The sequence below is a fragment of the Streptomyces sp. SAS_272 genome, from assembly GCF_052543235.1.
This window is the reverse complement of record NZ_JBMNDR010000005.1, coordinates 146801-170913: the sequence shown is the minus strand read 5'-3', so window position 1 is coordinate 170913 and position 24113 is coordinate 146801. Positions and strand designations below refer to the sequence as shown.

Below are 24113 nucleotides of genomic sequence, written 5' to 3'. Positions count from 1 at the left end.
ACTGGGCCGACTACCAGCACTGCCAGGCCGAGCACGACGACCTCATCGCACAAGTTGCCGAACGCGAAGCCCAGATGGAACACGACCTGATCGCCGCCTACGACGAGTACGAACTCGATTTCAGTCCGGTGCCGAACCCGGAAGCCGACCCCGCTCGCCGGATACCTCCGCCCCACCGCACGCCGGCCTCCCGCAGGAGGAACCGTGGCCGCTGACCAGGAGAACACTCCAGAGGCCCGCCGCGCGGCTGCGCTCGCACCGCTTCCCGACCACCGCAACGTGGACACGCCGTGGTGGCAGGAGCTGTGGCGCCGCCACGCGCACATCACCACGCCACTGCGAGAGCGCGGGCTGGAGTGCGACATCGAGTTCGGCCTCAGCGCCTACATCGTGCGCGTATCCCTCCCCGACGGCAGTCACCTGATCATCGGTCCGCCGCAGGAGCCCCCCTCCGACCGCCCTCCGGGAAATCCGGAGGGCTGGATCGCGACCCACGAGCACCCCGACAACCCGTCGCTGTCCGAGGTCCTCTACGACTCGGCGCCCTCCGACGACCCCGGTGCACCCCAGCGGCCCGAAGCCCGGCACGGCGGCAGCGCCCAGCCCCTGATCGAGGCGATCGACCATCGCCTCGATCAGCTCGGACTGCTGCCAACTCCCTCCTCGCCCACCGCCCGTACGCCCGTGTCCGCAGCCGAGCCGGCGCTCCGCACCCCCGAGCCCGCGGACGTCTCCGGCAACGCGGACCGCACCTTCGTCTACGTCTACGGCGACGTACTCCTCGCTCTCACCGACCGGCTCAACGCCACCGAGTCACCTGCGGACGCCGCCGCCCTGCTGCAGCAGATCCTGGACCCCACCAGTGGCCTGCTGGAACGGCTCGGCGAGTTCTTCGAAGCAGCCGCGGAAAGGGCCAAGGAATCCGAGCAGGACGACGGATTCGACCTCCACTACGACCTTCAGGACGCGGCGACCACCCTGCGCAGTCTCGGCGAGGACCTGCACACCGCTGTCGACCGCATGCGTGCCCTGGCCCCCGCGCGCCGGACCACCCGGGCCGGTCTCCCGCCGGGCCCGAGCCCGGGGCCACCGACGGCGACCACCCCCGTGCCCGGCCGCACCCGGTGAACCAGGCACACCCGACACTCACTGCGCCCTCGCCCGGATCAAAGACCAGGAATGTGCCGCCTTCCCGAAATGGCGAGGTCCACCAGCCGCAGGCCCCACGTCGTGGACTTCCGCCCGGCAGGCAGGTGGCCCGGACGGCGGTCGGCGTCGCCTCCGGGGAGGTACACGGTGCGCTATCTCGGCACTCCCTCGGGGCCTGAGATTCGGGCTGCGATGAGCGCCGGACGCATCGGCTGTATGACCACCCCGGCGCAAGGCAGTCGGATCCCCGAGGGTGCGCTGTATGCCTGTGACAACTCCAAGTTCGGCAGCGACGGCAAGGGCCGCTACTGGCCCGGAGCCCAAGCATGGTTCGCCTGGCTGCACCGGACCGTTGAACGGTACGGGCCGGATCGCTGCCTGTGGGCGCTCGCCCCGGACCAGCCGTTCGACGCCGCCGGCACCCTCACCGAGTCCCTGCCGTGGCTGGCCCGCATCCGCGAACTCGGCGTGCCCGCGGCCTACGCGGCCCAGGACGGCTGCGATACACCCGGGCTGCTGCCCTGGGACGACTTCGACGTCCTGTTCCTGGCCGGATCGACCGAGTGGAAACTCGGCCCCGTCGCCGAACGGCTGGCCCGCGAGGCGAAGGCCCGCGGCAAAGGCGTGCACATGGGCCGCGTCAACTCCCGGATCAGGCTGGGGATAGCCGAGTGGTTCGGCTGCGACAGTGCCGACGGCACCTACCTCGCGTTCGGGCCCGACAAGAACCTGCCCAAACTCCTGACCTGGCTCGACGAACTCGATGGCCGCCCCTCCCTCATCGGCGGCACACACCCCTTCGCCGCCCCCGACGCTCCGTCGACGACTCCGCCTCCGCGAGCAGACCTCCGACGACGTGTACCGCCAGGTCACGAGGCTGCCCTGAGATCGAAGAAATACCCGCCCACGGCGACAAGCGATGTAGCCCCCGCCCTCCCGACACCACGAGGTCCCCGTGCCAGAACCCGCTGAACAGTCGACGCCGCACCGGTCGCAGCAGCAGAACCTCGAACTGCGCAGTACCTCCGAGCCCCTCGAACTGCTCGACCACACCGGCCACGTCCCGGACGATGGCGGGTCACCGGCCGGAGCCTCATCGTCCGACATCAACTCCACTCGCACGAGCCTGGCGTTGTTCGACACTGACGGACCTGCAGACAAGCCCACGCCCGCCATTAGCCTCGGCGATCACGACCAGATCGGTGTCATCGCTCTCACCAGCAACGACGCCCCCGCTGCAGCCCACACCCTCCTTACCGACCACGGCTTCTGGCGCCCACGTGGCGTCTTCGGCTCCATCCTGATCCACGACAGGTACGACCACGACGTTCCGGCCCGCCTCACGCGGTTCCTCGCCGATGCCGACCGACAAGGCATCGGCGTGGAATACCACCTGCCCCGCATCTTCGCGGACGCCGGTTCTCCCGCTGCGGGCAAGCGCGTCGAAGACCTGTGGCGCGACAACCAGCAACGGGAGTACCGCCGTTCACAGCGTGAGGCCGTCCGCATCTCCACCTCCGGCAGCGATCTGGAGTCCCTCGCCCACGGCCTGTGTCACCGTCTGCCCGGCGAATGGGTTTCCTGCATCACCGACTTCGCCGATCCGGACAGCCAGCTCGACTTCTTCGACGACCTGTGGGACAACGCGTCTTTGGCCAGTGCCTGGATGCAATTCCGCGTTCCCCGCGCCGCGATCCTCACCGGCCCCAACCGCCTCGAGCTCGTCGTGATCGACCGCCCGCTGCACCGCGGGCAGGTTCTCGTCGGCGCGCTATCCCTGCACGGCATCACCCACGACTACTTCGGCGACGACAACGCCCCGCACGCGATCGCAGTCCCCGCCGAGGCAGTCCGCGCCGCGCACACGGTCTCCCGGCGGCTCCTGCCCCGCTACCGCCAGGCCGCCCGGCGCCTCAGGAAACCATGACCGCGTCCCGCACCGATCTGTCCGCCTCCGAGGGCCCACCGACCCGCCCGCCCACAGCAGCGCCCGGCATACAGCCGACGGCGAGCACGCCGTCCTCAGCACGGCGGTAGACGCCCCCACCCCTCCTGGAGTTCCCGCTGTCCGATCCTGACCAGCGGATGCTGCTGCACGACGTGGCCGACCGGCTCAACGCCGTGGCCGACCACCTCCCGCTCCCCGACCAGATCCAACCGGACCCGGCCCTGAGCGAGATCCTGGACGACGAAGTCCGCCACCTGGCCAGCCTGCTGACCTACCTCGTCGGCGAGAGCGCCTTCCGCCACCGGGCCGCCGCCCGCTACCCGACCCGCGTCACGGCCACCCACCGCCGCACCACGCTCGCGCTCGCCCAAGCGGCCGAGCCCACCAGTGCCGCGCTCGCCGCCCTCGGCTCGGCCGTGCACCACCTCGGCCTCCTCGCCGACCTCACCCACCAAGCACCTAGTCCTACCCGCACCCGGGCGATCGCCTCCACGTACCCGGGTCTCGTGGACCGGCTCGGTGAGAGCCGCACCTGCCTCGCCCGCGCCGCGAAGCAACTACGTGCCGCCGCCGATACACGGGCGGCACCGGCCGTGACCGCGCCGTCCCCGCCGACGGCATCCGCCACCGCATCCCGTACCCGCTAACCCGCTATTTCCCGGAGCCTCCTGATTCCCCGGCACACCTCCGCACGCCGCACCGCCCTCCTGCTCACTGCCGTATCCGTCGCGCTGACCGCGTCCGCCTGCGCCACTTCCGGCAGCCCGGACGCCGACACCACAGCCAGGGCCACCCGCAGCAGCGCCTCCCCCACCCCGACCGCCGAGCCGGCGCTGACGACGAAGGAGGCCCTCGCCCAGATCTCCCACTACTCCAAGATCAACAACGAGGCCAACACCGACCGCGACCGGCGCCTGCTCGACACGGTCGAGGACGGCCCGCTGTACGCGATGTCCATCTCGGACTACACCGAGATCGAAGGGCTTCCCGCAGCGGACCGCAAGCCGTACAAGCCGTGGTCCTACGACTCGGCAAACGCCGAGCTGTACATCCCGCGCCTGGAAGCGGGGCAGGACCGCTGGTTCGCCGCCGCGCTCTCGGAGCAGAAGGGCAAGGCACCCTCGCGTCTGGCAGTGTTCGCCGAACGCCCCCAGCACAAGCGCTGGGAGATGGTCTCCGTCGTCGACCTGGACAGCCAGAAGCTGCCGGACATCGCCCTTGACCGGGACGGGTACGCGACGGCCGTTCCCGCCGCCGGCAACAAGCAGCTGGCAGCGGACGCCGACCTGCTACGCGCAGCCGTGCTCGACAACTTCGCCACCGGAGGCACGGACACCGGGACGAAGGTCTTCGCGCCGACCAAGGCAAGCAAACGGCAGATCGAGGTTCACGCCAAGACCGGCACCCGCTACGGGAACCAGGGCACCACCGTCTTCGCCGGCGCCGCCAACCGCTACAAGGACGCCTACGCCCTCAAGACCACCGACGGCGGCGCGTTGATCCTCTTCTCCCACACGCACACCCAGACCGACGCCGTCGCGCACTCCGGCCTGCAGATCAACCCCGGCAAGGACGACCGGGCCTGGCTCCACGACGTGCCCCGCACCTCCATCACGTACACGTTCGTGTGTAACGACGCCGCCATCGTCCCCGCGAAGGCCGAGACGTCCCGACTGATCGGTTATACCTGCGCCCGCACCGACGCCTCCGGCCCCCCGGTTGCCTCCTGACCGGACCGCGTGTAAACGCACCACCCCTGACGCGCCGCGCGCCCTGATGGCCGCCCGACGTCCCCGCTTCCTTGCTCGATCCGGAGAACTCCCTGTCCACACGATCCTTCATCGCCCGCCCCACCACCGGCACGGGATACAGCGGCATCCACGTCCAGCTCGACGGCGTACCCAGCCACCACCTGCCGCTGCTCCTGGCCGCCTACCAGTACAAGTTCGGACGCGACGTGGAAGCCATGTCCCGTCACCTCATCGACGACGTCGCCGTCGGCTGGGACGAGCTGGGCACCGACCTCCTCGACGGCGCCCCGCCCTCGCTCGTGGCCGCGCTGACCGGCGGCGAGCAGTTGCCCAGCCGCACCCTCGACCACCTGATCACCCCGGACGGCTCCCCGCCGCGGCGCATGTCGGTCACCGACGAGACCGCAGACGAGCAGGACATGCAGTGGGGGTACATCCTGCACAAGGAGGGCATCGAGGTGATCAGCCTCCTCCACGAGGACATCGGCCCGGTCGTGGATTGGGCCATCGACCCGCGCACCGCCTTCAACGACCACCCGGCGGCCTGGTCCTCCCTCGACCCCGCACCGGTTATCCGGGCATCGCGCAGCACGCCGTCCCCGGGCGCTCCCGCTACATCCCCGGCGAAGGCCCACGCCCCGCGTCCCGCCACGCGCCGCTAGTTCACTCTCGTCTTCCCGGAGCCTCCCCTGCCCTCGCACGCCCTGCCCCTGATCACCGTCGTCATCGCCAGCCGCCTGCGCGAAGACCGGCTCGACTACCTGACCGCCATGCACGCCAGCCTCACCCGGCAGTCCGTGCCGTGGGAGGCCGTGATCGCGCTCGACGGTGCCTCGCCGGACCGCCTGCCCGACCCGCTCGCGCAGGACTCCCGCGTCCGCACGGTTGCTCTGCCGCGCCCGGTCGGCGCCGCCTGCGCCCGGAACCTGGCCCTCGCCCATGTCCGCACCCGGTACACCAACTGGGCAGATGACGATGATGAGTTCACCGACGACGCCATGTCCGTACGGCTGAGTATCCTGGAATCGACGGGGGTCGGCTGGTGTGCGGGATGGAGCGAGGACCGGCACCCCGACGGCTCGACCACCCTGTGGCGATGCCCCGCCCCGCCCGGCCGGCACGAGGCCGGCGACGTGTGGACGTACTGGAAGTCACCGGCGGAAACCATCCCCATCGGGCCGACCACGCTCCTCGCCCGCACCGACCTGGTGCGCGCCGCTCCGATGGGCGGGCTCGTCCAGGGCGAGGACTACTGCGCCGCCCTCGGCGTCACCAGCCTCGCCCCCGGGATCCTGCTTCCCCTGCCGGTCTACCGGTACCGCAAACACCCTGGCCAGATGACCCGCCAGGATGCCTATGCCGTCCTGGAGCCGGAGGCTCGGCGGCATGCGTGGAACTACGGAGGCAGCCTGCGAGCCGCCCTCCGCGCCCGGGAGACAAGCACTGCGGCGGGGGTGGTCTGATGTCTTCCTCCGTCACTCCGGCCACATTCGTCTATCTGGCCAGGCGTCTGGAGGAACTGGCCGCCTCATTCCCCACCAGCCCCGAAGCCGTCGACCTGATCACGCTCACCGACGACATCGGCGTGCTGGCCCACCATCTGCAGCACACCATCGAACACGCGCAGGAACGGTTCACCACACCGCAGACGGTCTACCCGCCCGAACGCGTCGCCCTGGTCCAGCTCGCCCGGGCCGCCGCCGGTATCACGCGAGGTCTGGACACACTCGCCGAAGCCCTGACCTACGCCACGACCGGCTTCCAGCGCGAGGCCGTGGAGGACCTCGCCCACTCGCCTCTGCGCAACGACCCTGAAGTCCTGCGGATCATGACGGCCGAGAGGTACGTCGCGGCCCGCGCACGCCTGCGCCACACCGCCGCGGCCCTGCGCGCGGCCTCCACCCCGGCACCGTCTGGGCCGTCCACACCGCGCACGACCGGCCCACGGGCCCAGCCAGCTGCCGCCGCCCAGTCACGGCAGCCGAACCGCCACTGAACGACGCCAGCAGACCACGGGATGCCCCCGAACCCCCTTGCCGAGATCCGGCTCGCCTACAGCCGCGCCGCCGCCCTGGCCACCATCGCCCACGGCGATCAGTACCAGTGGGCCAACACAGCCTTGGACCAGGCCGGATTCACCAAACGGGACGACGGAGCGACAGCATGCCCGGCCCCGACGTTCGCCCAGCCCGCCCCCTTGAGACCAGCCCGGCGTACCACGACCCATCCGCCGTCCCCTCGCCGCTGCCCAGTAGAAAGAAGGGATCCTTCTCTGTCCGACCACTTCCGCTTCCGTGCCCATCCCGAACACGGTTTCGTCGCAACCGCCGCACCGAGCTTCACCCCTCACCTGGCCGAGTGGTTCCTCGTCCGTGAGCAGTTCGAGCCCGTCCCCTTTTCGCCGGGCCTGTACCGGCTCACCGAGCCGGAACGCGATGGGCTGCGCCGTACCCGCCAAGCCGTCCACGACCTGCGCAGCCTCGGCTACAGCGTGCAGGCCGACATTCGCCCCGCCCCGTCCCTCTCCGCCGGCCCACCACGCCCGGTCCGGCCGAACGGGCTCCAGGAGCGCCGCAGCCGTCTCGCCCAAGCCGCAGCCGGCCGAACGACGCAGCGCGCCACACCGCCCACCACTTCCCCGCCCTCGGCCCGGCCGATCCCGCCGAAGCCCACCTACGCACCGACCGTCCACCTGACGGCCTCGGGCAGTGGACGGTCCCGATGACGCCCGCGAGCAATCCGACCCCGGACGGCTCCGTCCCGGTGACACCGGAACTCACGGACAGTGCACGCAACTTCCGGCTGCGGATGGCGGTCATCGACCGCGAGAGCGAGGCCGCGCTCGACATGGCCTGCGACCGCTACGGTCGCATCGTCCACGCAGGCGCCGCGGCAGCCGCACGAGCCCACCGCAACAGGGCGGCGGTGGAGGCGTACACCACGCTCCTCGCCCCGCACGCCGACACTCTGCTCGACGCCGCCCGCCATGCGCTCGACGAGCTGCCACCCGCCCGGCACCTGGCCGGGTGGCGGGCCGTGCTGGACGGCCTGGCCGCCTCCGCCGCCGAGATCCGCCGGGCCCTCGACCGGCCGGACACCCCCGGCTCCCCGGCCGAACGCGCACAGCACTCGGCCCTGTGGCCGCACCTCGCCGCCTGGGCGGATCACAGCTTCATCGCCAGCGACCTCGCCGACCAGAACAAGCACCACCACCACAAAGCCCCGCTGACCGACGAAGAGCAGCGGATGTGGACCGAGAGGGCCCAGGCTGCGCAGAAGCGAGGCGAGCTGGAGCTGACCGAGTCGTGGTACGCCGCCGACGGGCAGCCGATCACCCTCGCCCACCTCATCGAGAACGATGACTCGACGCTGGTCGCGCTGCGAGGCGACCCGGACGCACCAGGCTGGCAGGTGATCGGGCACTACGCCCACGAATACGAGGCAGGAAAGGTACTACCTGCCCCGGTCCCGCCTGGCGTGCTGCGCGCGGACGTCTCCCGGTTCAACCGCCCGGCGCCGGTCCCGGAGGTGTCGCTGCAGGAACTCATCCGCGACGTCGTCGAAGGCCAGACCGCAGGAGACGCCTCCGAAGCTCTCCTCGGCGCCGTCCAGCGCGGCTACCCCCCGGGCCCGATGGTCCGTCTACAGGAACTCCTGGAAACAAGCAGCCAGTTCGCCAGCGCGCTGGCGACCGTGCAGGGCCGCCAGATCGCCGCCCGCCTCTCGGCGCTGGGCCGGCAGATCGAGTTCCTCACCCGCGAAGTCGAGGAGGCGGCCGAGGACCTCGGCGCGACCGTCGCCGTCCTGCCGCCGCACCGCACCCCCGTGCTGCGCGTCCGCCCGCGTCCGGCCGTGGACACCGCACCACCCACGCCGCCGCCCCGCGCCATCACGCCCGCCCGCCACCGCTAAGCACCGAGAAAGCACCCGTTGTACCGCATCCCCGGCCCCGGCCCCGCGCATCTCCTACGGCGCGGTGCTGGGCAGCCCGTACGTCGCCCGCCTCCTCGGCGGCAGCCTCACCGGCCGACTTCCCAACGGCATGGCGCCCGTCGCCATCCTTGTGTTGGCCACCGCGAGTGGCAGCAGCATCGCCTTCGGCGGGCTGCTCAGCGCCCTGTACGGGCTGTCCTCCGCGCTGTCCCAGCCGGTCAAGGGACGCCTCATGGACCGCCACGGCCAGAGCGCGGTGCACCTTCCGGCAGCCCTGCTCAACTCGGCCCTCCTGGTGGCTCTGCCCCTGGCAGAGCGGCCGGCACCGCCGCCCGCTCCGAGGCCGGCACAAGACGCCCTCTCCGGGCGCAACACCCCCACTTTCCAACCCTTTTGAGGAGATCCATTTTATGGCCGTCCGTACCCATTGGACAGTGGAGCACGCGTGCTCCCACCAGGTGGTTCATGACCTGTCCGGCCGTCCTGCCGACAAGCGGGCAGGGTTCGCCCGCTGGCTCTCAGCCAAGGACTGCGCCGACTGCTGGAAGGCAACGCGCGACGCCGACACCGAGTCCAAGGAGTGGCTCGCGGCCAAGCGCGCCGCTGAGCAGGAGGCTGCCGTCGCGTGGGCGAAGCAGTTCGACATGCCGCAGTTGGAAGGCCCGGCCAAGGCCCTGGACTGGGGCGAGCGCTCCCGCCACCAGCTGATGACGGCCGCGCACACCGCGCTCGTCATGGAGGGGAGTTGGGACGAGGCTGACTGGGCGGAGCTGGAGGAGAAGGCCCGCGCCATCACCGCCGCCGGATGGTGGATCGACCAGCGCGACGCCGAGGGCACTGACCTGCTCGAACTTCTCGACGCTGCAGGCGAGAACGACCGCGGTACGGAGAACCCGTTCCGCTGACGGCGGGGGAACATAGCCGGGAAACGCCGGTTAGCCAAACCGGCGTTCCTCCGGACCATTGTTCCTCCCACCCCGCCACCGATTGCGTGGAAGGAACCCATGTCCCAGCCCCCGCCCACGTCGGCCTTCGCGCCTACGCCCGACCCGCTCACCCCCACTCGGGACATCACGCACCAGCACTTCCAGGCCGGTGACACCGTCGTCGTCCTGAAGGGGGTGGCCGGCGGGGAACTGTGGGGCGACGCGATGCGCATCGTTGCCCCGTCCTGGCACACCCCGACCGACGAGGACGGGTGGCGGCTGCGTGATGCGACCGGCGGCGCCCAGTCCTACGTCACCGGCCACCCCCGCTACCTCGTACACCTCTCGCGCCGCTGCCCGGACTGCCTGATCTACCTGCGGGCCATGGAAGACGCCCTCCTGCCGCGGTACGCCGACCGCAACGAGCTGATCGACTGCGGCTGGTACACCACCACCGCCCTCAACCAGTTGGTGCACATCGCCGACGTTCGGGGTGGCCGGTGATTCCCCGCCTGCACGAGCGGACCCACACGCCGCACGGCCCGCTCGCCGAGGCGCTGGGGCGGCCGGTCTCACCTCACGAGGGCCTGACGGAATACACGATCGTCGCCCACTGGCCGGGCCTGGATTACTTCACCCTGGACGACGAGCAGAGGATCTGGACGTCCGTCCAGTGGGCCGAGCACCTCGAAGACCCGTATCTGGAGCATCCGTTCGCCGCCAGCCCGGACGACGACCGGCGGGCGATCCTCCACCTTGACATCCGGCTTCACCCGGACGACCGGGAGCTGACCGGCCCCGAGTGGGCTGAAATCGCTCACCGGCTCGCGCGGGCCGCCGACATCGAGATTCCCGGCAAGGAGCGCGGCTGCCGGTGGATTGCCGTTCAGGCGCAGCCCGGACGCCTCGATTTGATCGCCAATCTGATCAGCCTCGACGGCGCGTGGCACGCACCGCCCGCCGACATCCTGCGGCGCCTTGCGGACGAGGCGCGCCGCATCGAGCAGGACCTCCGCCTGATTCCCGTGCGCTCCGTCCCCACGGCGCGGCCCGCCCTCCGGCCGGCGCCCACGGCATCGGCCCAGCTCGCGAGCGTCCTCACGCAGCTCGCCGACGAGCGAGTCGGTCCGCTGGCCACGGTCCGCGGACTCATCGAGCACACCGCGCACCGAGTCGCACGCCAGCCCGGCGCCGCCGGCACCGACACGGCGCACCGCCTGGAGCTGATCGCCCGCCGCCTCCACGCCATCCAGCAGGACCTGGACACCACCGCGGCCCACCTGCTCCAGCCCCGGGTCGCCGCCGCACCACCCGCCGCCCGGTACACCGCCCACCGATCGCCGTAGGAGAAACGTCTCCTTGCCCCGTACCGACCGCTTCCTGGACATCCGCCGTGACCCGCACTCCGCCGAACTCCTCGCCCGCGGCGGCGACTCCGAGGCGCACAGCGTCCTGCAGCGCGCGGGTTTCATCGCCGTTGTCCGCGTCCACGAGACCTACCACCGCGCCCCCACCTGCCTCACCGAGGACGGCGAGTCCGATCTCGCCATCAACGCCGTCGCCCGCCTCCGGGCCGCCGGGTACCACGTCGACTGCGACGAGGACTTCGACACTGACAACCGGCCGGCCAGTTACCTCCCGCTGGGCTCCTCCGTAGCCCACATCGCCGAGCGCATACGCGAAGCCACCACCACGGAAGAGGCGGCCGACGCCCTGACCGAGCTGACCGCAGCCCACGACGGCATCCTCGCCGCGCTGGAGGAAGTGCTCACCGCCACCGCCGACTTCCACGACGGGCTCGACCAGGCGGCCGACCCCTACATCGCACGGCGGTTGCGCTACCTCGTCGACGAGCACCTGCACGTCATCCGCACCGACGTCGCCCACACCCGCAACGCCCTCGCCGACCGGCACGCCCCGCACTCCGGCCGCAGCACCTGCACCGGGGAGGTCCCCGCCCCCGAACGCGAACGCTCCGCCGTGTGCGCCTGCCCGCCCCCGCCGCGCACGCTCCCGGCCCCGCCGCCCCCCGTGGCCGCCGGACTGCGCCGCTGACCCTACTTCGCCCAAGGACACCATGCACGACTACGACACCTCCGAGCGCCTCGCCTCGTACGCCGACGTCCTCGCCGGCGAACTCCCCGACACCTGGACCAGCACTCATTTCCCGCCGGAGGCCAAGGACGACCTCGCCGAACTGGCCGACCGCATCTGGGACTTGGACCTGGTCGCCGCGTCCCTCGCCGAGCACCCGCTGCGGCAGGCAGCCGTCCTGAGCCGCCCCGACGGTGCCCAGCTCGTCCTTCTGGAAAGGCACGACGAACGCGACGGATTCCTCATCGCCGCCGTCGCCCCCCGCGCCCTGCCCGACGAGGCGTACCGCGGCGTCCCCGAGCCCAACGGCATCGCCCTGGCGGACGACCCGTTCCTGAGCGCCGAGCAGATAGCCGGCGACCTGCTCGCCCGCTACGACAGCGCCCTCGCCCAGGTCCGGCACAACGCCCTGGGTGGCATCCAGCCCTCCCAGCCGGACCGGGTCGTCCTGACCTGGCAGCCGGACGGCAGCGTCGCCACCGCCCCCGTCGACGACCGTGCCGGCGCGATCCTCGTCGCCCACGGCTTCGTCCAGGACCCGCAGAGCGGCATCTACCGCCTCAACAACGACGACACCAGAGCGCAGGCGCGCGCCCTGCGCGAACTCGGCCCGCAACTCGACGCACTCGGCATCGGCACCGCCCTCCAGCACCCCGCAGGCCGGACCGCGCCCACCTCCGCCCCAGCCTCCATACCGCCCTCCCCGGCCGGCAGTCGTGCGCCGGCCACCAGGGCTCGATGAAGCAGACGGAGCCCGAGTTCTGGGTGCTGGAGTACATCACCATCACCAAGGACCCCCGCACCGGCCTCGTCGTCGCCATCGGCGGCACCGAGAAGGCGGCTTACATTCTCCAGCGAACCGGCGGCTTCCCCACGGCCTGCCCGTCGAGCACCAGCGCCTGAAGGCGACCGCTGCCTCGCACGCCCTGCTCGCCGCCGGTCACAGCGTCCACCTCGACCCTCCCTGAACGCGCTGGTCACACCGGACAGCGAACACAACGCGGCCCTGCGCTTCCTCACCCAGCTCGCCGAGCGAGCCTCTGCCGCCAAGACCAGCAGTGCGGTGGCCGAGGTGCTCACCGAGATCGCCGCCCCGGTCAGTGGGCTGCTGCCCCTTACCAGGGAAGTGGTCGTCCGGGCCTGGATCGCTGCCAGTGCCCTCCAGGGGGCCGCCCCCGGCGAGGAACCCGAACCCCTCGCACGACTCAGGGACACCGCGAACTCCATGAGCCAGGCCGCGTGCGTGATCCTCCACGCCCGCAACCACGCCGCCCGGGCTCCGCAGCCGGCGGCCCTCACACCGCCGCCGAGCTCCGCCCATCCCTCGGCCTCCCGCCACCGTTGATCCCGGAGAGAAACACATGGCCAACCTGGCCGACGAGTACGGCACGGACGTCGAGATCTACATCAAGGCCCTGACGACCACCCTCCACGCCGACACCCCCACCGGCGCCCCCGCCCAGCTCCACGACCTGCTGGAACAGCTCGGCCTCGAACGCCACGAATACCCCACGGGCGCGCCGCTGTACATCTGGCACACCGTGCCCGAACACCTCGGTGCCGACGAGCAGAAACGCATGGCGACCCGCGCCATCCCCGCCCTGCTCCTGGCCGGGTACGACGTCAACTGCACGCCCGACGTCTTCGAGGAAGCCACCTACCGGCAGGCCGTGCACGACATACGTACCCGCGCGGCCCGCCCTGCCGCACAGCACCCGGCACCGGTCGGCTCCCCCTCGCGCCCCGCACAGGCCCGGCGCGCCCCGTAAAACCCCTGGGCGGCCCCGGCACCTCGCCGGGCCACCCACCGCACCGCTCGATCCCGGAGAAACCCGTAGCAGCCCGCACACCCCCACCCATCAGCAACCGGCTCCAACCCCGACTCGCGACAGCCCTGTTCCGCCGCTACCTGCGCGCCTGCATCCCGACCGGCCCGAACCGCGCTTCCCCGCTGGCCGGCGCCCGCCCAGAGGCCGTCCTCGCCGAGACGCAGCGCGCCGGCCACCGCCACCACCACTGACCATCCCCCTGACCCGGAGGAGCATGTCCCACCCCGCCCCCTACCCGGTGAGACTGGCCGACGAGATCACCCGCCAGCTCGGCCAGCTCGCCGATCACCTCTCTCAGCTTCCCCCGCCACAGGCCGCGCAGGTCATCGCCCGCGTCCTCGACCCGGACGCCGGAGTCCTCGGCGGCATCACCCACCTCGTCGCCACCGGCAGCGTGTTCGCCAAGGACCAGGCCGAACAAGGCGCCGTCCCCGCAGAGGTGTGGCTCGCCCTGGGCCGCGCCTCGAACGAACTGCACGACATCACCCTCGACCTGGACGAACACAAGGACACCCTGCAGCACGTCGGCACCCAGCCCGCCACCACCGCGGCGAAGCCCCCGGCACCCGCACCGCTCGTCATCCGGCGGCACCGGTGAAGAAGAAGCAATGGCAGGGCTGGGGGCCAGACGAACAGGCCGAGCAGCACTACCTCGTCCAGCCCCGTGCTCTGGCCGGCGGCGGCGACGTCCGGCACGTCTCGGAGTTCCTGCGCGCCTCGGGATGGCGGGACAAGTCCAAGTCGGGCGGCCCTCTGTTCATGGAGAGCCCGGACCGCACCGTCCGTGTCGCCTACGACCCCTACGTCCTTCCCGGCGGGTGGACCATCCACGGCAGAGCGGACGGCCCCAGCGGCGAGTGGTCGGCGCACCTGGGCCGGCAGACCCCGGTGGAGATCGTCGCCGGCCTGACCGACGCCCTCACCCGCCCCCGCTCCGCCCACGCTCCCAACGTCTGGGCGCCGTTGCAGGAGCAGAACTGGCACACGCGTTTCGAGGGCGAGCACTACATGGCGACCAGCCCCGACGGCACCGCGTGGATGCAGTACCACCACAGCCCCGACGGCACGGCGATGTGGTGGACCGGAGCGAAGGACCAGCAGGGAAACGGCTGGACGGCCAACTTCACGCCCAACACCCCGATGCACCTGGTACAAGCCCTCTCGGCCGAACTCGCCAATCCCGATCCCGTGATGCGCCCGCGCGGACGCGTTCCGCACAGCGCGCAGATCCGTACCTGGTCAGTCTCCGTCAAGCCCTCCCAGCTCAGTGCGTGGCAACAGGCCCGGATCACGGCCGCCCGCGCCGCCACCTGGGCCCAGGGCAGCGCTCGAAGCACACGGCCACGCACCACCGCCCGTACCCATACCCCGGCCGGCGGCGCCCGGACCCGCCGCTGACCCGACGCACCCGTCCCAAGGAGCCCGATGCCCGCACTCACCCCGGACACCATCCACGCCGCGACCGAAACCCTGTCTGACCTCACCGACTACCTGCGCGAGAACCCTGACCCCGTGGAAGCCCTCGCCCTCGTCGAGCCCCTCCTCGATGAGTACACGGGCCTGCCCGTCCAGCTCGCCGACATCCTGCGCGCCCTCGCCCGGACCCTGCAGGAACACCCGGACACGCCGCGTACCGCGCAGGTCGACCTTCTGATCACCGAGTTGCGCACGGCCGCGTGGGAGCAGGCCGACCAGCACGCCCTCCACTACGTCCTGGACGACCTCCGCGACCTGTACGGCAGCACCGCCGCGAGCGAGCGGGGGTACGGCCGGTGCCGCTGAGCGAACGGCAGCTCGCCGCGTTCGCCGACAAGCACGCCTGGCAGATCCCCTTCGACACCAGCCCTCGCCACCTCGCCGGCCCCGGAGAGGCCCGCCACGTCACCCACGGCCTGGCCGCCGCCGGATGGCGCGCCGTCTCCGACCCGTTGAGCGCCGAGATCGTCCTGCGCAGCCCCGACCTTCGCCACCGCCTCCAGTTCGACCCGCAGTCCACCACCTCCGCATGGTGGCGGCTGCGTGCCGAGCCCACCGACACCGAGCCGGGCTGTTACGCCGAGTTCGGCGAACTCGTGCCCGCCGAGGTCCTCGCCGCCTTCACCGACGCCCTCATCGCCCCGCCGCCACAGCAGCCGGACCCGTGGCAGCCGGTGACCTCAGCGGGCTGGCACCGCGACGTAGACGGCACGGCGCACTCGCCCGACTCCATGTGCCACATCGAACTGCGCCCGTTGAGCGAATTCAGCGACCGGCCGTCCTGGCACGTCGAGACCCGCGAGCCCGGCCACGGACAGTTCCGCGGCCCGCGCATCTGGCACGCCTACTTCGACGAGCACACCCCCGCCCACCTCGTCGGTTCGTTCCTCACCGCACTGGTCGACGCCAGCCCGCTCCAGCGCGGCATGTACGACCGCACCGGCCACTACAGCGCCGTGCAGGAGCCCAGCCCGCTGCGCCCGCAGCAGGTGGTCGACGCGCACACCGCGCGTATCGAGTCGCTCCGCTCCCGGGCACGCTCCGCCCGCCGACAGCTGACGAGACCCGCAAGAACCCCGGCGAAGGCCCGCACCGCCCAGCCAGCCGCCCGCCGCTGAACCGACAGGACTCCTACCCCATTTCCGCTGATCACCGCGCACACCGCGACTCCCTCCGTCACCTCGACCGCTACGTGAGCAACAGCAAGAAGATCCTCGACGCCTGGGACGTTTACTCCGACGAGCACACCGACCTCGACGGATGGCCCTACGACGACCACGCCTACGGCCTGCGCGCGAGCCAGCGCGACGCCGACACCGCCGAGGCGTTCGAATCGCTCCGCTACGGCGCCCGTCACCTGCTGGCCACAGCGGAGACGCAACTGGGCCGCCTGCCGGAAGGTACCGTGCAGAGCCGCTGGGTCTACCAGCTGGGTGTCCTGCACGCCGCCCTCGACCGGCTCGAGCAGCTGCACGAGCAGTGGCTGGAAACCCGAGACGCCCTTCCCGCCACCGCTAAGCCCGGCACTACGGCCTTCGCCGACGCCCTCGCCGAGTACCACGCCGAATCGTGGAGTTACCTCGACGACTGGGCCACCCATGGCAAGACACTCCGCGAGATCAACGCCGCTGCCCGCAGCGCCCCCTCACCTCTGGCGCCTGCACCATCGCCGGCTCCCGCGGCCGACCGGCGAACCCCGGCACGGAGGTGACCATGCCCCTGGCTCCCGAGACTGTCGAGGTCGACTTCATCGCCCCGCGCCACCTGGCCGGTGGCGGTGACCCCGCCCAACCGGGCGCCTGGTTCTTCACCGCCGCACTCGGCCCGGACCGGCCGGTGTGGCAGGCCCGCTTCGGCGCGCACACTCCTGCGTACATGGTCGCCGCGTTCACCGCTGCGCTCGCCGATCCGAAGCCCGTACCGCGCATCGGCAGCGGGCGCAGTCTCCCGACCCGCGACCCGAACGTCGTCACCTGTAGGACCACGGAAGTGCTCGCCGTGTATGTGGCCGGGGCGCTGGAAGAACGCGTCCACTCCCTCGCTGCCCGGCACGCCACCTCGCCGACGAATCCGATCCGCTCGCGACAGCCGCTAGCCAAGAACCACCGCAGCCGCTGATCCCTCCGCCCCCGTCCCGTCCCCACCCGGAAGCACGTAGCCCTTGCCCCCTTCCTCCTCCAACAGCAACACGGACGGGTACGACCTCGTCCTGCGCCTCCTGATCGGCGTTCTCGCCGTCGTCGTCCCCCTCGCTCACCTCGCCTGGCTGTCCGGCAACGTCACCGCCTACCTCACCGGCGCCGACTGGGCCCCCTACCAGCCGACCAGCGCCTTGCTCCACCCCGATCAGCTGTGGCCCAAAGCGGGAGAGACGTCCCTGCTGATCGGTGCCCGCGTCGTCCCTGTTGTCCTTCTCCTGGCCCTCGGTGCGGGGGTGGGCGTCCTGTGGGCCCGGCACAAGAACCGCAGCGGCGGCCGGAAGAAGAAGATCGCCGGCATGGCCAAGGCGCGGGATATCGAGCCGCTGATGGCCAAGGCGATCACCGACAAGGCCCGCTCTCTGCGCCCGAGCCTGAAGGACGCCAAGCACATCGAGGCCCGCGACACCGGCATCCTGCTCGGCAACCTGCAGGGCACCAAGCACGAGGTGCGCATGGGCTACGAGGACGTGGCCGTCGCCATCATGGCGCCCCGCTCGGGCAAGACCACCAGCCTCGCGATCCCCTCCATTCTCGCCGCGCCCGGCCCGGTCCTGCTGACCTCGAACAAAGCCGCCGGCGACGCCTTCACCGCCACCTACGACGCCCGCGCCCGCGTCGGACAGGTGTGGTCGATGGACCCGCAGCAGATCGCGCACGCCGCACGCGAGATGTGGTGGAACCCCTTGGCGGACGCCAAAACCCTGGACGGAGCCGGGCGGTTGGCCGGCCACTTCCTCGCCGCCTCGGTGGACGCGAGCCAGCAGGGCGACTTCTGGTCCAAGGCCGGATCCAACATCCTCGCTCAGCTCTTCCTCGCCGCAGCCCTCGACGAGCGGCCGATCACCGACGTCATGCAGTGGCTGGCCTTCCCTGCCGACCGCACCCCGCTCGACATCCTCCGCGACCACCAATTCGCCGCCGTCGCCGCCCAGCTCAAGGGCACCGTGGAGGGGCCGCCGGAAACCAGGGACGGCATCTACGAGACCGCCCGCCAGTACGCCGCCGCGCTGCTGAACAGCGAGATCGCCGCATGGGTCACCCCGCAGAAGGACACCGCTGAGTTCAAGCCGTCCGCGTTCGTGACCTCCACCGACACGCTCTTCCTGCTCAGCAAGGACGGCGGCGGCGGCGCCTCGGCGCTGATCGCCGCGTGCGCGGACTCGGTGATGCGTGCCGCGACCGCGCAGGCCGAACGCGCCGGCGGACGGCTCGACCCGCCCATGCTCGCGATCCTCGACGAGGCCGCCAACGTCTGCAAGATCAGCGACTTGCCGGACCTGTACTCGCACCTCGGATCGCGCGGCATCATCCCGATCACCATCCTGCAGTCCTACCGCCAGGGCCAGAAAGTGTGGTCGGACGCCGGAATGGACGCCATGTGGTCCGCCTCGACCGTCAAGGTCATCGGCTCCGGGATCGACGACCCGGACTTCGCGGACAAGCTCAGCCGTTTGATCGGCGACCACGACGTCGAGACGACCTCCACCTCGCACTCGGAGTCCGGCAAGTCGACCTCGGTCAGCATGCGGCAGGAACGGATCCTGCCCGCCGACGCCATCCGCGCCCTCCCCAAGGGCACCGCGCTCTGCTTCGCCACCGGCATGAGGGCCGCCATGCTGGACCTGCGCCCGTGGTACCTGGAGCCCGGAGCTGAGGAGCTGTCCGCGGCGTCGGCCCGCGCGTCCAGGGCGATCACCGCCCGCGCCGTGGCGAAGCACGCGCCGACGCAGTCCGACTTCGGGAAGGCCGTGTGAGCGCCGTCCGGCTGCATCTGGTGCCGGTGCGCTCACGTGAGGCGAAGGACTTCGTGCGCGCCTGGCACCGCCACCACCCGACGCCCGCAGGTCAGATCTTCGCCGTCGGCGCCGCCGACGAGACCGGCACGCTGCGCGCCGTGGCCATCGTCGGCCGGCCGGTTGCCCGACACCTTGATGACGGCACCACCGTCGAAGTCACCCGGACCGCCAGCGACGGCGCACGCAACGCCAACTCCCTGCTGTACGGAGCATCGTGGCGCGCGGCGAAAGCCCTCGGTTACCAGCGCCTGATCACCTTTACCCAGGCGGGCGAGAGCGGCGCGTGCCTGCGCGGCGCGGGATGGCACCTGATCGCCAGCCGCCCCGCCCAGGGCCGGATGGCACACCCTCTCCCGGCCCCGGGCCGGCCACGGCAACGACCACATCGCCCGCTTCCTGTGGCAAGCCCCCTCAACCAAGTGCCTGGAGACGCCCTGCACACTTACGAACCCACCGACCTCGACGAGATGTCCCCGCGCCAAGCCGTAGACGCCGTGACCGCAGACATCCGCGACCACCACATCACCGTGGACGGCACCGGCCTGTTCAACGCCACGCGGCACATCGATCTACTGTGCCACCTCGCCGCCCGCATGGCCGCCGACGTCGAATACCAGCTGGCCCTGAACATCGCCGACCTACCGCCCACCGAGACCCTCGGCGCGAGCGCTGGCCACGTCGGGCGGGCCATCGCCCGCTACACCCAGGCCCTCGCCCCGCTCATCACCCTCACCACCACGGCGCAGGACACGCTCCAGCAAAAGCTCGACTCGCTCGACCACCACAGCCGCCTGAGGATCCACCTCGACGACGCCAGGCGGGCCCTGGCAGCAGCCCGCACCGCGCTGGAGGTACCGCGGACCTCCGCTGCTGCAAGCGCACCCATCCCAGCCCGGTTGCCCGCCCCGGCTATCCGGCGCCGCGCATGACGTCACCACCCACCGATGGCCTTCTCTTTGAAGTGGCCTCGCCACCGACGCCGGTTGAACGGCTCATGCTGCTCGCAGACCAGTACGTGCAGCACAACGACACGCTCGACCGCCTCCTGCGAGCCGGATCGCAATCCGCACCCCACGCCCACGTCGCCTCTGCCCAGCGACTCGCCTCCGCGACCCGCACCGCCATCAAAGCGGTCACCGACGAACGCCTCTACGAAAGTCACGAGCTGTCGGACGCGGTGGTCCGTCTTCAGCAGCTCGCCTTCCTGAGCAGCGCCTCCACGGACCACCGTCTTCCCATGGCGCGCACCCTGACCGCCCTGGCCCCCGCAGCCGCCATGAGCTGCGCCGACAGCATCGCCCACGAAATCCGACGCCGACGCTGGAGCACCACCGATGCTCCAGACCACCAGCTGACCGCCACGCAGCGCACCGCCCTGTGGGAGATCGCCTGCGGGCACGTCGTGGCCACCCGCTCCCTGGGAAGGCAGTACGTCCACTACCGCGACGAGCGCGTGCTCATCGGCACCCTGCGGTCGCTGGAGGCGAACGCTCTGGCCGAGCGCGTCCCGAACTCCGCGTCCTCCGCCTACACGGGCGGACCGCTTCAAGACCGAGTCCGTCTCACCGCCGCCGGCACCACCGCCCTGGCCGCCGTCCTAAGCCGCCCGACCACCGCCAGACCACCCGGCACGACACCCGCGCCCGCCCCCACCGCCGCGACGACGGCCACCCGAAGCCACTGACCGACCCTCCGGAGCCACACCGCCCCATGCCCCTGCTCGACCTGGCAGAACACGCACAACAACTCCGCACTTTGGCGCGCGACTTCGAGGCCCTGCACGCTCGCGTTCGGGGCGTCTCCTACACCCCCGGCACCGACGCGCTGCGCCAGATCAGCCCGCTCCTGCTCATGACCCAGGACCTGACGGCCACCGTCCTCGTCCGCCTGGGCGCGCTCGACTCCAGCACGTACACCAGCGTCGCCGGCAGCCGCGCGAGCCTGGAGTGCCTGGCCTCGGTCGTGGTCGCCTCCTCCCTGGCCGGCAAAGACCTCGTCGGCGCGCTGCACGCCAACCCCTATGAGGGTGCGCCGTTCCCGGGCTATCCGGCAGGCGACGCGTCGGTGCGCACCGCTCGCCACGCCGAGGCCATCCCGAAGATGACCGGCCACCTCGCTGACGCCGCCCACCAGCTCGACCTGAGTGCGACCGGGTGCCACTACGTCGCCACTGGCATCACCCGCGACCTCGCCGCCACACGGGAGGGAGCGGCTACCGCGCAGCGGGCTGCCGGCCCTCCGCTGACCCGCGCCCAGTACGACGCCCTCAAGGCACTCGCCCTCGGCGGAGGGCGGCTGTATGAGAGTTCGCAGCGAGGGCTGGGCATGACCCGTGTCACCGCCGACGACGGCACCCGCGTCTCGATCGCCACCTTCCGGGCCCTGAACAAGCGCGGGCTCGTCGGCTGGGACACCAGCACCTCCCTGGTCCACGGGCAGAGGATCACCGTCACCGAGCACGGGCGGCAGGCCCTGGCCAAGCCGCGCCCCGCAGCCAGTGCGACTACCCCCGCGAAAGCCGTCCCCAGGACTCCTGCGGTGCAGAGAGCGCACCGGTGACGCACACTTCGCACCCCAGGACCGCGTCCTGGTCCCGCCTCGCCATCTGGCGGGCGCCGGAACCGACCGGCTCGCCAACGCGGTCCACCCGCTGATCCGCCTCTTCGGCTGGCCGAACGAGCGCGAGCGTGACCGGACGCATCAACCGTCAGCAGCCCCGAGGGCTCCCTGTTCGTGAGCTTCACCTCCCGCCGCTCCAGAGGGCAGTGGTGACCAGTCGCGCACCACGAGCCGTTCTGGAAGGCGCAGTTCACTCGACAGACCGCGATCAAGGTCATCGCCGCTGTCCCCCAGACTCTGCCTCAGCTGACCGGCTACCAGGGCCGCGCCGCGGCGCAATTCCCAGACGCGAAGCCCTCACTACGCTGCGCACCCCGCCGCTGAACAGCCTGCGTTCCCCAGCCAATCCGTCCCCGCTAGTAGCCCGCGAAGTACGGAGCTAAGGGCACAGGAAGGCGTATCGGGTCATCACCCCGCCACCCGCCGCCCGGCATACCGCCCACCGAAAACCCCTGGACCACCTTGTCTCTTCTGGACATCCCCGATGTGTTCATCGGGTCCACCGACGACGGGCACACCTTCGTCGTCCTCAACCGCCGCATACGCGACACCGACCGGCTGCTGACCGATGCCGGGTTCCTCACCCGTGAACACCTCGGCCGCACGCTCTACCTGCTGCCACCGGGCACCGCGCTGGACGCGCACGAGCGCGCCGGAATCGCGATGTACGAACTCCTGGCCCACACCCACGACCTCGTCGACCGCGCCTGGACCACGCGCCAGGCCGGCGCACCCCCGTCACGCGAGCCCGACGTGACCATCCGCTTCACCCACCACGCGGTCACCGCGACCGCGGCCACGGGCCAGGCCGACGCCATTCTCGTCCAGCACGGCTTCATATCAGCGGGGGAGATGCAACAGCACGCACTGCCACCCGGACTCGGTGAACGCGACGCGCTCAGTGCCGTTGTCCGTGCCGAGGCCCACCTCTACGCCGACGGCATCAGCGTGCACATCGGCCTCGGCATCGCGACCCCGCAGGACATCCCACCGGCACCATCCCGCCCCGGTGCTGCCCCCGCACCGCCGCCCACCACACAGGTCCAGCGGCGCAGCCGCTGACCACCACCCGCTTCCCCTCAGAGCACTGCACCATGCGCAAGCGCCGCTTGCCCTTTTGACCATTCGCTCTGCGGCGGCCGGCCCCCGAACTCAAGCTGCCCGCGCCGCCGCCCGGTCATCGGTCAGCGCTGTCCCCGTGGCCCGAACGCCGGCGCACCTGCGCCTTGCCAACCCCACACGATCACGCCGCTGACTTTCCCGCCCGGCCGCTGGGGGTCGCCTCCCCGATATCCGCCCGCCCCCAGGACGGCGGCAAGCGCAGTGAGGTGCCGAACGGCCAGTTCCACCAACCCGGCCCGGACGGCGAACGGCTGCCCCCTACTGATCCCCCCTTTGGAAGTCCTACCTGTGCGCAACCCGCCTTCTGCCACCGAGGTGTTGTCGGTCTCCGCCGCGGACGGCACGCGCCTGTCCGCCTACCGCGACACCCCTGCGCGCCCGCGTCCCGGCGGCGCGACGGTCGTGCTGGTGCACGGCGCGTCCGTCACCGCGGACCTGTGGCGCGTCCACGCCCGGCACCTGACCGGTCTGGGCCTGAGCGTAGTGCGCTACGACCAACGCGCGCACGGTCACACCCCGCGCGGCCAGGCACCGCTGACGATCCGGCAGCTCGCCGACGACCTGCACCAGATCCTGACCCGCGTCGTCCTGGCCGGGCCGCTCGTGCTCGCCGGCCATTCCCTGGGCGCCCTCGTCCTGCAGGAACTCGCCGCCCTGCATCCCCAACACCAGGCCCGCATCCGGGGCATGGTGCTGCTGTCGGCCACCGCACGCGCTGCGACCGTGCTGCCCGGACGCGACCCGCGCGCCTGGCTCCTGGCCGCCGGACGCAGCCTCGCCGCCCTGACCTGCACCCGGGCGCCCCGCACGGTGGACTTCCTGCGGCGCCGGCTGCCCACCACACACCCCTACAGCCTCGCGCCCCACCCCGACCGGCCGGCCGACGGGCCACCGCGGTGCCGCCACGGCATCCGCCACACCCACACCCGCGATCTCGCCGACCTGTGGCAGTGCCTGCGCCGCTACCAGCCGCGCGACGCCACCGTGCTCAACCAGTTCGGCGAGCGGCTGCTGCTGATGGCCGGCGCGGACGACCGGCACATCCCCGCCGCCCACACCAAGCAACTGGCCGCCCAACTCCCTGCCGCTCGCCTGGAGATCCTCCCCCGCACCACGCACGCGCTGCCCATCCGCCACCCCGCGCTCATCAGCGACCGCATCGCCCGCCTCGCCGCCGAACCGAGCCCCCACCACCCTCCTCACCCCCAGGACCGATCATTTCCGAACTCCCTGCCTTCCGGGCAATTTCACTAGGTGCCGGTATCCAGT

At 71.4% G+C, this 24113-nt stretch carries 31 protein-coding genes; all 31 read left to right on the top strand.

The features are described 5' to 3' along the window. The first annotated feature begins 204 nt into the window (after nt 1-204). The 31 genes from ACN6LD_RS06155 (at nt 205) to ACN6LD_RS06005 (ending at nt 24098) form a co-directional block, all read left to right on the top strand. Complete coding sequence (locus ACN6LD_RS06155) at nt 205-1128, top strand: hypothetical protein (protein ID WP_445042647.1); 924 nt, start codon at nt 205-207, stop codon at nt 1126-1128. 213 nt (nt 1129-1341) lie between these two features. After that, a complete protein-coding gene (locus ACN6LD_RS06150; protein ID WP_269648195.1) occupies nt 1342-2121 on the top strand; it encodes a hypothetical protein in 780 nt (259 codons plus the stop codon). Continuing rightward, nucleotides 2105-3076: a hypothetical protein gene (locus ACN6LD_RS06145; protein ID WP_445037566.1), complete on the top strand. Its 972-nt coding sequence runs from the start codon at nt 2105-2107 to the stop codon at nt 3074-3076. The genes ACN6LD_RS06150 and ACN6LD_RS06145 overlap by 17 nt, the downstream gene beginning before the upstream one ends. 158 nt (nt 3077-3234) lie before the next feature. Then, entirely contained in the window at nt 3235-3744 is a 510-nt protein-coding gene (locus ACN6LD_RS06140; RefSeq protein WP_445042646.1) for a hypothetical protein, read from the top strand. Between the two features lie 303 nt (nt 3745-4047). Then, nucleotides 4048-4827: a hypothetical protein gene (locus tag ACN6LD_RS06135; protein WP_445034687.1), complete on the top strand. Its 780-nt coding sequence runs from the start codon at nt 4048-4050 to the stop codon at nt 4825-4827. A 110-nt stretch (nt 4828-4937) separates the two neighbouring features. Continuing rightward, nucleotides 4938-5510, top strand: a complete 573-nt coding sequence (locus ACN6LD_RS06130; protein ID WP_445034692.1) for a hypothetical protein — start codon at nt 4938-4940, stop codon at nt 5508-5510. Between the two features lie 48 nt (nt 5511-5558). After that, the gene (locus ACN6LD_RS06125) at nt 5559-6311 is read left to right on the top strand and encodes a glycosyltransferase family 2 protein (protein ID WP_445034691.1); all 753 of its coding nucleotides are present in this window, start codon (nt 5559-5561) and stop codon (nt 6309-6311) included. Next, nucleotides 6311-6844 carry a hypothetical protein gene (locus ACN6LD_RS06120; RefSeq protein WP_445034686.1) on the top strand — a complete coding sequence of 178 codons (534 nt, stop codon included), beginning with the start codon at nt 6311-6313 and terminating at the stop codon, nt 6842-6844. Before ACN6LD_RS06125 ends, ACN6LD_RS06120 begins: the two co-directional genes overlap by 1 nt. Nucleotides 6845-7120: 276 nt before the next feature. Then, on the top strand, nt 7121-7573 hold the full coding sequence (locus tag ACN6LD_RS06115) for a hypothetical protein (protein ID WP_445034690.1): 453 nt from the start codon (nt 7121-7123) through the stop codon (nt 7571-7573). Then, nucleotides 7570-8760 carry a hypothetical protein gene (locus ACN6LD_RS06110; RefSeq protein ID WP_445034685.1) on the top strand — a complete coding sequence of 397 codons (1191 nt, stop codon included), beginning with the start codon at nt 7570-7572 and terminating at the stop codon, nt 8758-8760. Before ACN6LD_RS06115 ends, ACN6LD_RS06110 begins: the two co-directional genes overlap by 4 nt. A 64-nt stretch (nt 8761-8824) precedes the next feature. After that, nucleotides 8825-9178 (top strand): hypothetical protein, encoded by a 354-nt coding sequence (locus ACN6LD_RS06105; protein ID WP_445034684.1) that lies wholly within the window; start codon nt 8825-8827, stop codon nt 9176-9178. 13 nt (nt 9179-9191) lie between these two features. Continuing rightward, nucleotides 9192-9686 carry a hypothetical protein gene (locus ACN6LD_RS06100; protein ID WP_173985775.1) on the top strand — a complete coding sequence of 165 codons (495 nt, stop codon included), beginning with the start codon at nt 9192-9194 and terminating at the stop codon, nt 9684-9686. Between the two features lie 99 nt (nt 9687-9785). Next, nucleotides 9786-10211, top strand: a complete 426-nt coding sequence (locus ACN6LD_RS06095) for a hypothetical protein (protein ID WP_406436064.1) — start codon at nt 9786-9788, stop codon at nt 10209-10211. After that, on the top strand, nt 10208-11053 hold the full coding sequence (locus tag ACN6LD_RS06090) for a relaxase/mobilization nuclease (protein ID WP_445042645.1): 846 nt from the start codon (nt 10208-10210) through the stop codon (nt 11051-11053). The genes ACN6LD_RS06095 and ACN6LD_RS06090 overlap by 4 nt, the downstream gene beginning before the upstream one ends. Before the next feature lie 13 nt (nt 11054-11066). Further along, nucleotides 11067-11762, top strand: a complete 696-nt coding sequence (locus tag ACN6LD_RS06085) for a hypothetical protein (RefSeq protein ID WP_445034682.1) — start codon at nt 11067-11069, stop codon at nt 11760-11762. A 22-nt stretch (nt 11763-11784) separates the two neighbouring features. Continuing rightward, entirely contained in the window at nt 11785-12543 is a 759-nt protein-coding gene (locus ACN6LD_RS06080) for a hypothetical protein (RefSeq protein ID WP_445034681.1), read from the top strand. Next, a complete protein-coding gene (locus tag ACN6LD_RS06075) occupies nt 12540-12704 on the top strand; it encodes a hypothetical protein (protein WP_445034680.1) in 165 nt (54 codons plus the stop codon). The genes ACN6LD_RS06080 and ACN6LD_RS06075 overlap by 4 nt, the downstream gene beginning before the upstream one ends. 160 nt (nt 12705-12864) lie before the next feature. Beyond that, nucleotides 12865-13146, top strand: coding sequence for a hypothetical protein (locus ACN6LD_RS06070; RefSeq protein ID WP_445034679.1), 282 nt, complete (start codon nt 12865-12867; stop codon nt 13144-13146). 16 nt (nt 13147-13162) lie between these two features. Beyond that, complete coding sequence (locus ACN6LD_RS06065; RefSeq protein WP_445034678.1) at nt 13163-13570, top strand: hypothetical protein; 408 nt, start codon at nt 13163-13165, stop codon at nt 13568-13570. 274 nt (nt 13571-13844) lie between these two features. Next, on the top strand, nt 13845-14228 hold the full coding sequence (locus ACN6LD_RS06060) for a hypothetical protein (RefSeq protein ID WP_445042644.1): 384 nt from the start codon (nt 13845-13847) through the stop codon (nt 14226-14228). Further along, nucleotides 14225-15028: a DUF317 domain-containing protein gene (locus ACN6LD_RS06055; RefSeq protein WP_445034676.1), complete on the top strand. Its 804-nt coding sequence runs from the start codon at nt 14225-14227 to the stop codon at nt 15026-15028. The genes ACN6LD_RS06060 and ACN6LD_RS06055 overlap by 4 nt, the downstream gene beginning before the upstream one ends. Before the next feature lie 27 nt (nt 15029-15055). After that, complete coding sequence (locus tag ACN6LD_RS06050; RefSeq protein ID WP_445034675.1) at nt 15056-15412, top strand: hypothetical protein; 357 nt, start codon at nt 15056-15058, stop codon at nt 15410-15412. Further along, nucleotides 15403-16224, top strand: coding sequence for a DUF317 domain-containing protein (locus tag ACN6LD_RS06045; protein WP_445034674.1), 822 nt, complete (start codon nt 15403-15405; stop codon nt 16222-16224). Before ACN6LD_RS06050 ends, ACN6LD_RS06045 begins: the two co-directional genes overlap by 10 nt. Before the next feature lie 74 nt (nt 16225-16298). Then, entirely contained in the window at nt 16299-16817 is a 519-nt protein-coding gene (locus tag ACN6LD_RS06040; protein ID WP_445034673.1) for a hypothetical protein, read from the top strand. A 2-nt stretch (nt 16818-16819) separates the two neighbouring features. Continuing rightward, nucleotides 16820-17224, top strand: a complete 405-nt coding sequence (locus tag ACN6LD_RS06035) for a DUF317 domain-containing protein (RefSeq protein ID WP_445034672.1) — start codon at nt 16820-16822, stop codon at nt 17222-17224. Nucleotides 17225-17267: 43 nt separating this feature from the next. Then, complete coding sequence (locus ACN6LD_RS06030) at nt 17268-19061, top strand: type IV secretory system conjugative DNA transfer family protein (RefSeq protein ID WP_445034671.1); 1794 nt, start codon at nt 17268-17270, stop codon at nt 19059-19061. Then, nucleotides 19058-20032, top strand: coding sequence for an XF1762 family protein (locus ACN6LD_RS06025; RefSeq protein ID WP_445042643.1), 975 nt, complete (start codon nt 19058-19060; stop codon nt 20030-20032). Before ACN6LD_RS06030 ends, ACN6LD_RS06025 begins: the two co-directional genes overlap by 4 nt. 65 nt (nt 20033-20097) lie before the next feature. Then, a complete protein-coding gene (locus ACN6LD_RS06020; protein WP_445034669.1) occupies nt 20098-20787 on the top strand; it encodes a hypothetical protein in 690 nt (229 codons plus the stop codon). A 26-nt stretch (nt 20788-20813) separates the two neighbouring features. Continuing rightward, the gene (locus tag ACN6LD_RS06015) at nt 20814-21662 is read left to right on the top strand and encodes a hypothetical protein (RefSeq protein ID WP_445034668.1); all 849 of its coding nucleotides are present in this window, start codon (nt 20814-20816) and stop codon (nt 21660-21662) included. Nucleotides 21663-22184: 522 nt separating this feature from the next. After that, nucleotides 22185-22784, top strand: a complete 600-nt coding sequence (locus ACN6LD_RS06010; RefSeq protein ID WP_445034667.1) for a hypothetical protein — start codon at nt 22185-22187, stop codon at nt 22782-22784. Nucleotides 22785-23132: 348 nt separating this feature from the next. Continuing rightward, nucleotides 23133-24098, top strand: coding sequence for an alpha/beta fold hydrolase (locus ACN6LD_RS06005; RefSeq protein ID WP_445034666.1), 966 nt, complete (start codon nt 23133-23135; stop codon nt 24096-24098). Nucleotides 24099-24113: the final 15 nt, after the last annotated feature.

Excerpts from the sequence above, each read along its gene's own strand:
- ACN6LD_RS06075 (WP_445034680.1), top strand. The coding sequence starts at position 12,540 with ATGAAGCAGACGGAGCCCGAGTTCTGGGTGCTGGAGTACATCACCATC.
- ACN6LD_RS06095 (WP_406436064.1), top strand. The coding sequence starts at position 9,786 with ATGTCCCAGCCCCCGCCCACGTCGGCCTTCGCGCCTACGCCCGACCCG.
- ACN6LD_RS06035 (WP_445034672.1), top strand. The coding sequence starts at position 16,820 with ATGCCCCTGGCTCCCGAGACTGTCGAGGTCGACTTCATCGCCCCGCGC.
- ACN6LD_RS06135 (WP_445034687.1), top strand. The coding sequence starts at position 4,048 with ATGTCCATCTCGGACTACACCGAGATCGAAGGGCTTCCCGCAGCGGAC.
- ACN6LD_RS06060 (WP_445042644.1), top strand. The coding sequence starts at position 13,845 with ATGTCCCACCCCGCCCCCTACCCGGTGAGACTGGCCGACGAGATCACC.
- ACN6LD_RS06015 (WP_445034668.1), top strand. The coding sequence starts at position 20,814 with ATGCCCCTGCTCGACCTGGCAGAACACGCACAACAACTCCGCACTTTG.
- ACN6LD_RS06140 (WP_445042646.1), top strand. The coding sequence starts at position 3,235 with ATGCTGCTGCACGACGTGGCCGACCGGCTCAACGCCGTGGCCGACCAC.
- ACN6LD_RS06110 (WP_445034685.1), top strand. The coding sequence starts at position 7,570 with ATGACGCCCGCGAGCAATCCGACCCCGGACGGCTCCGTCCCGGTGACA.
- ACN6LD_RS06020 (WP_445034669.1), top strand. The coding sequence starts at position 20,098 with ATGCTGCTCGCAGACCAGTACGTGCAGCACAACGACACGCTCGACCGC.
- ACN6LD_RS06065 (WP_445034678.1), top strand. The coding sequence starts at position 13,163 with ATGGCCAACCTGGCCGACGAGTACGGCACGGACGTCGAGATCTACATC.
- ACN6LD_RS06080 (WP_445034681.1), top strand. The coding sequence starts at position 11,785 with ATGCACGACTACGACACCTCCGAGCGCCTCGCCTCGTACGCCGACGTC.
- ACN6LD_RS06100 (WP_173985775.1), top strand. The coding sequence starts at position 9,192 with ATGGCCGTCCGTACCCATTGGACAGTGGAGCACGCGTGCTCCCACCAG.
- ACN6LD_RS06120 (WP_445034686.1), top strand. The coding sequence starts at position 6,311 with ATGTCTTCCTCCGTCACTCCGGCCACATTCGTCTATCTGGCCAGGCGT.
- ACN6LD_RS06050 (WP_445034675.1), top strand. The coding sequence starts at position 15,056 with ATGCCCGCACTCACCCCGGACACCATCCACGCCGCGACCGAAACCCTG.
- ACN6LD_RS06150 (WP_269648195.1), top strand. The coding sequence starts at position 1,342 with ATGAGCGCCGGACGCATCGGCTGTATGACCACCCCGGCGCAAGGCAGT.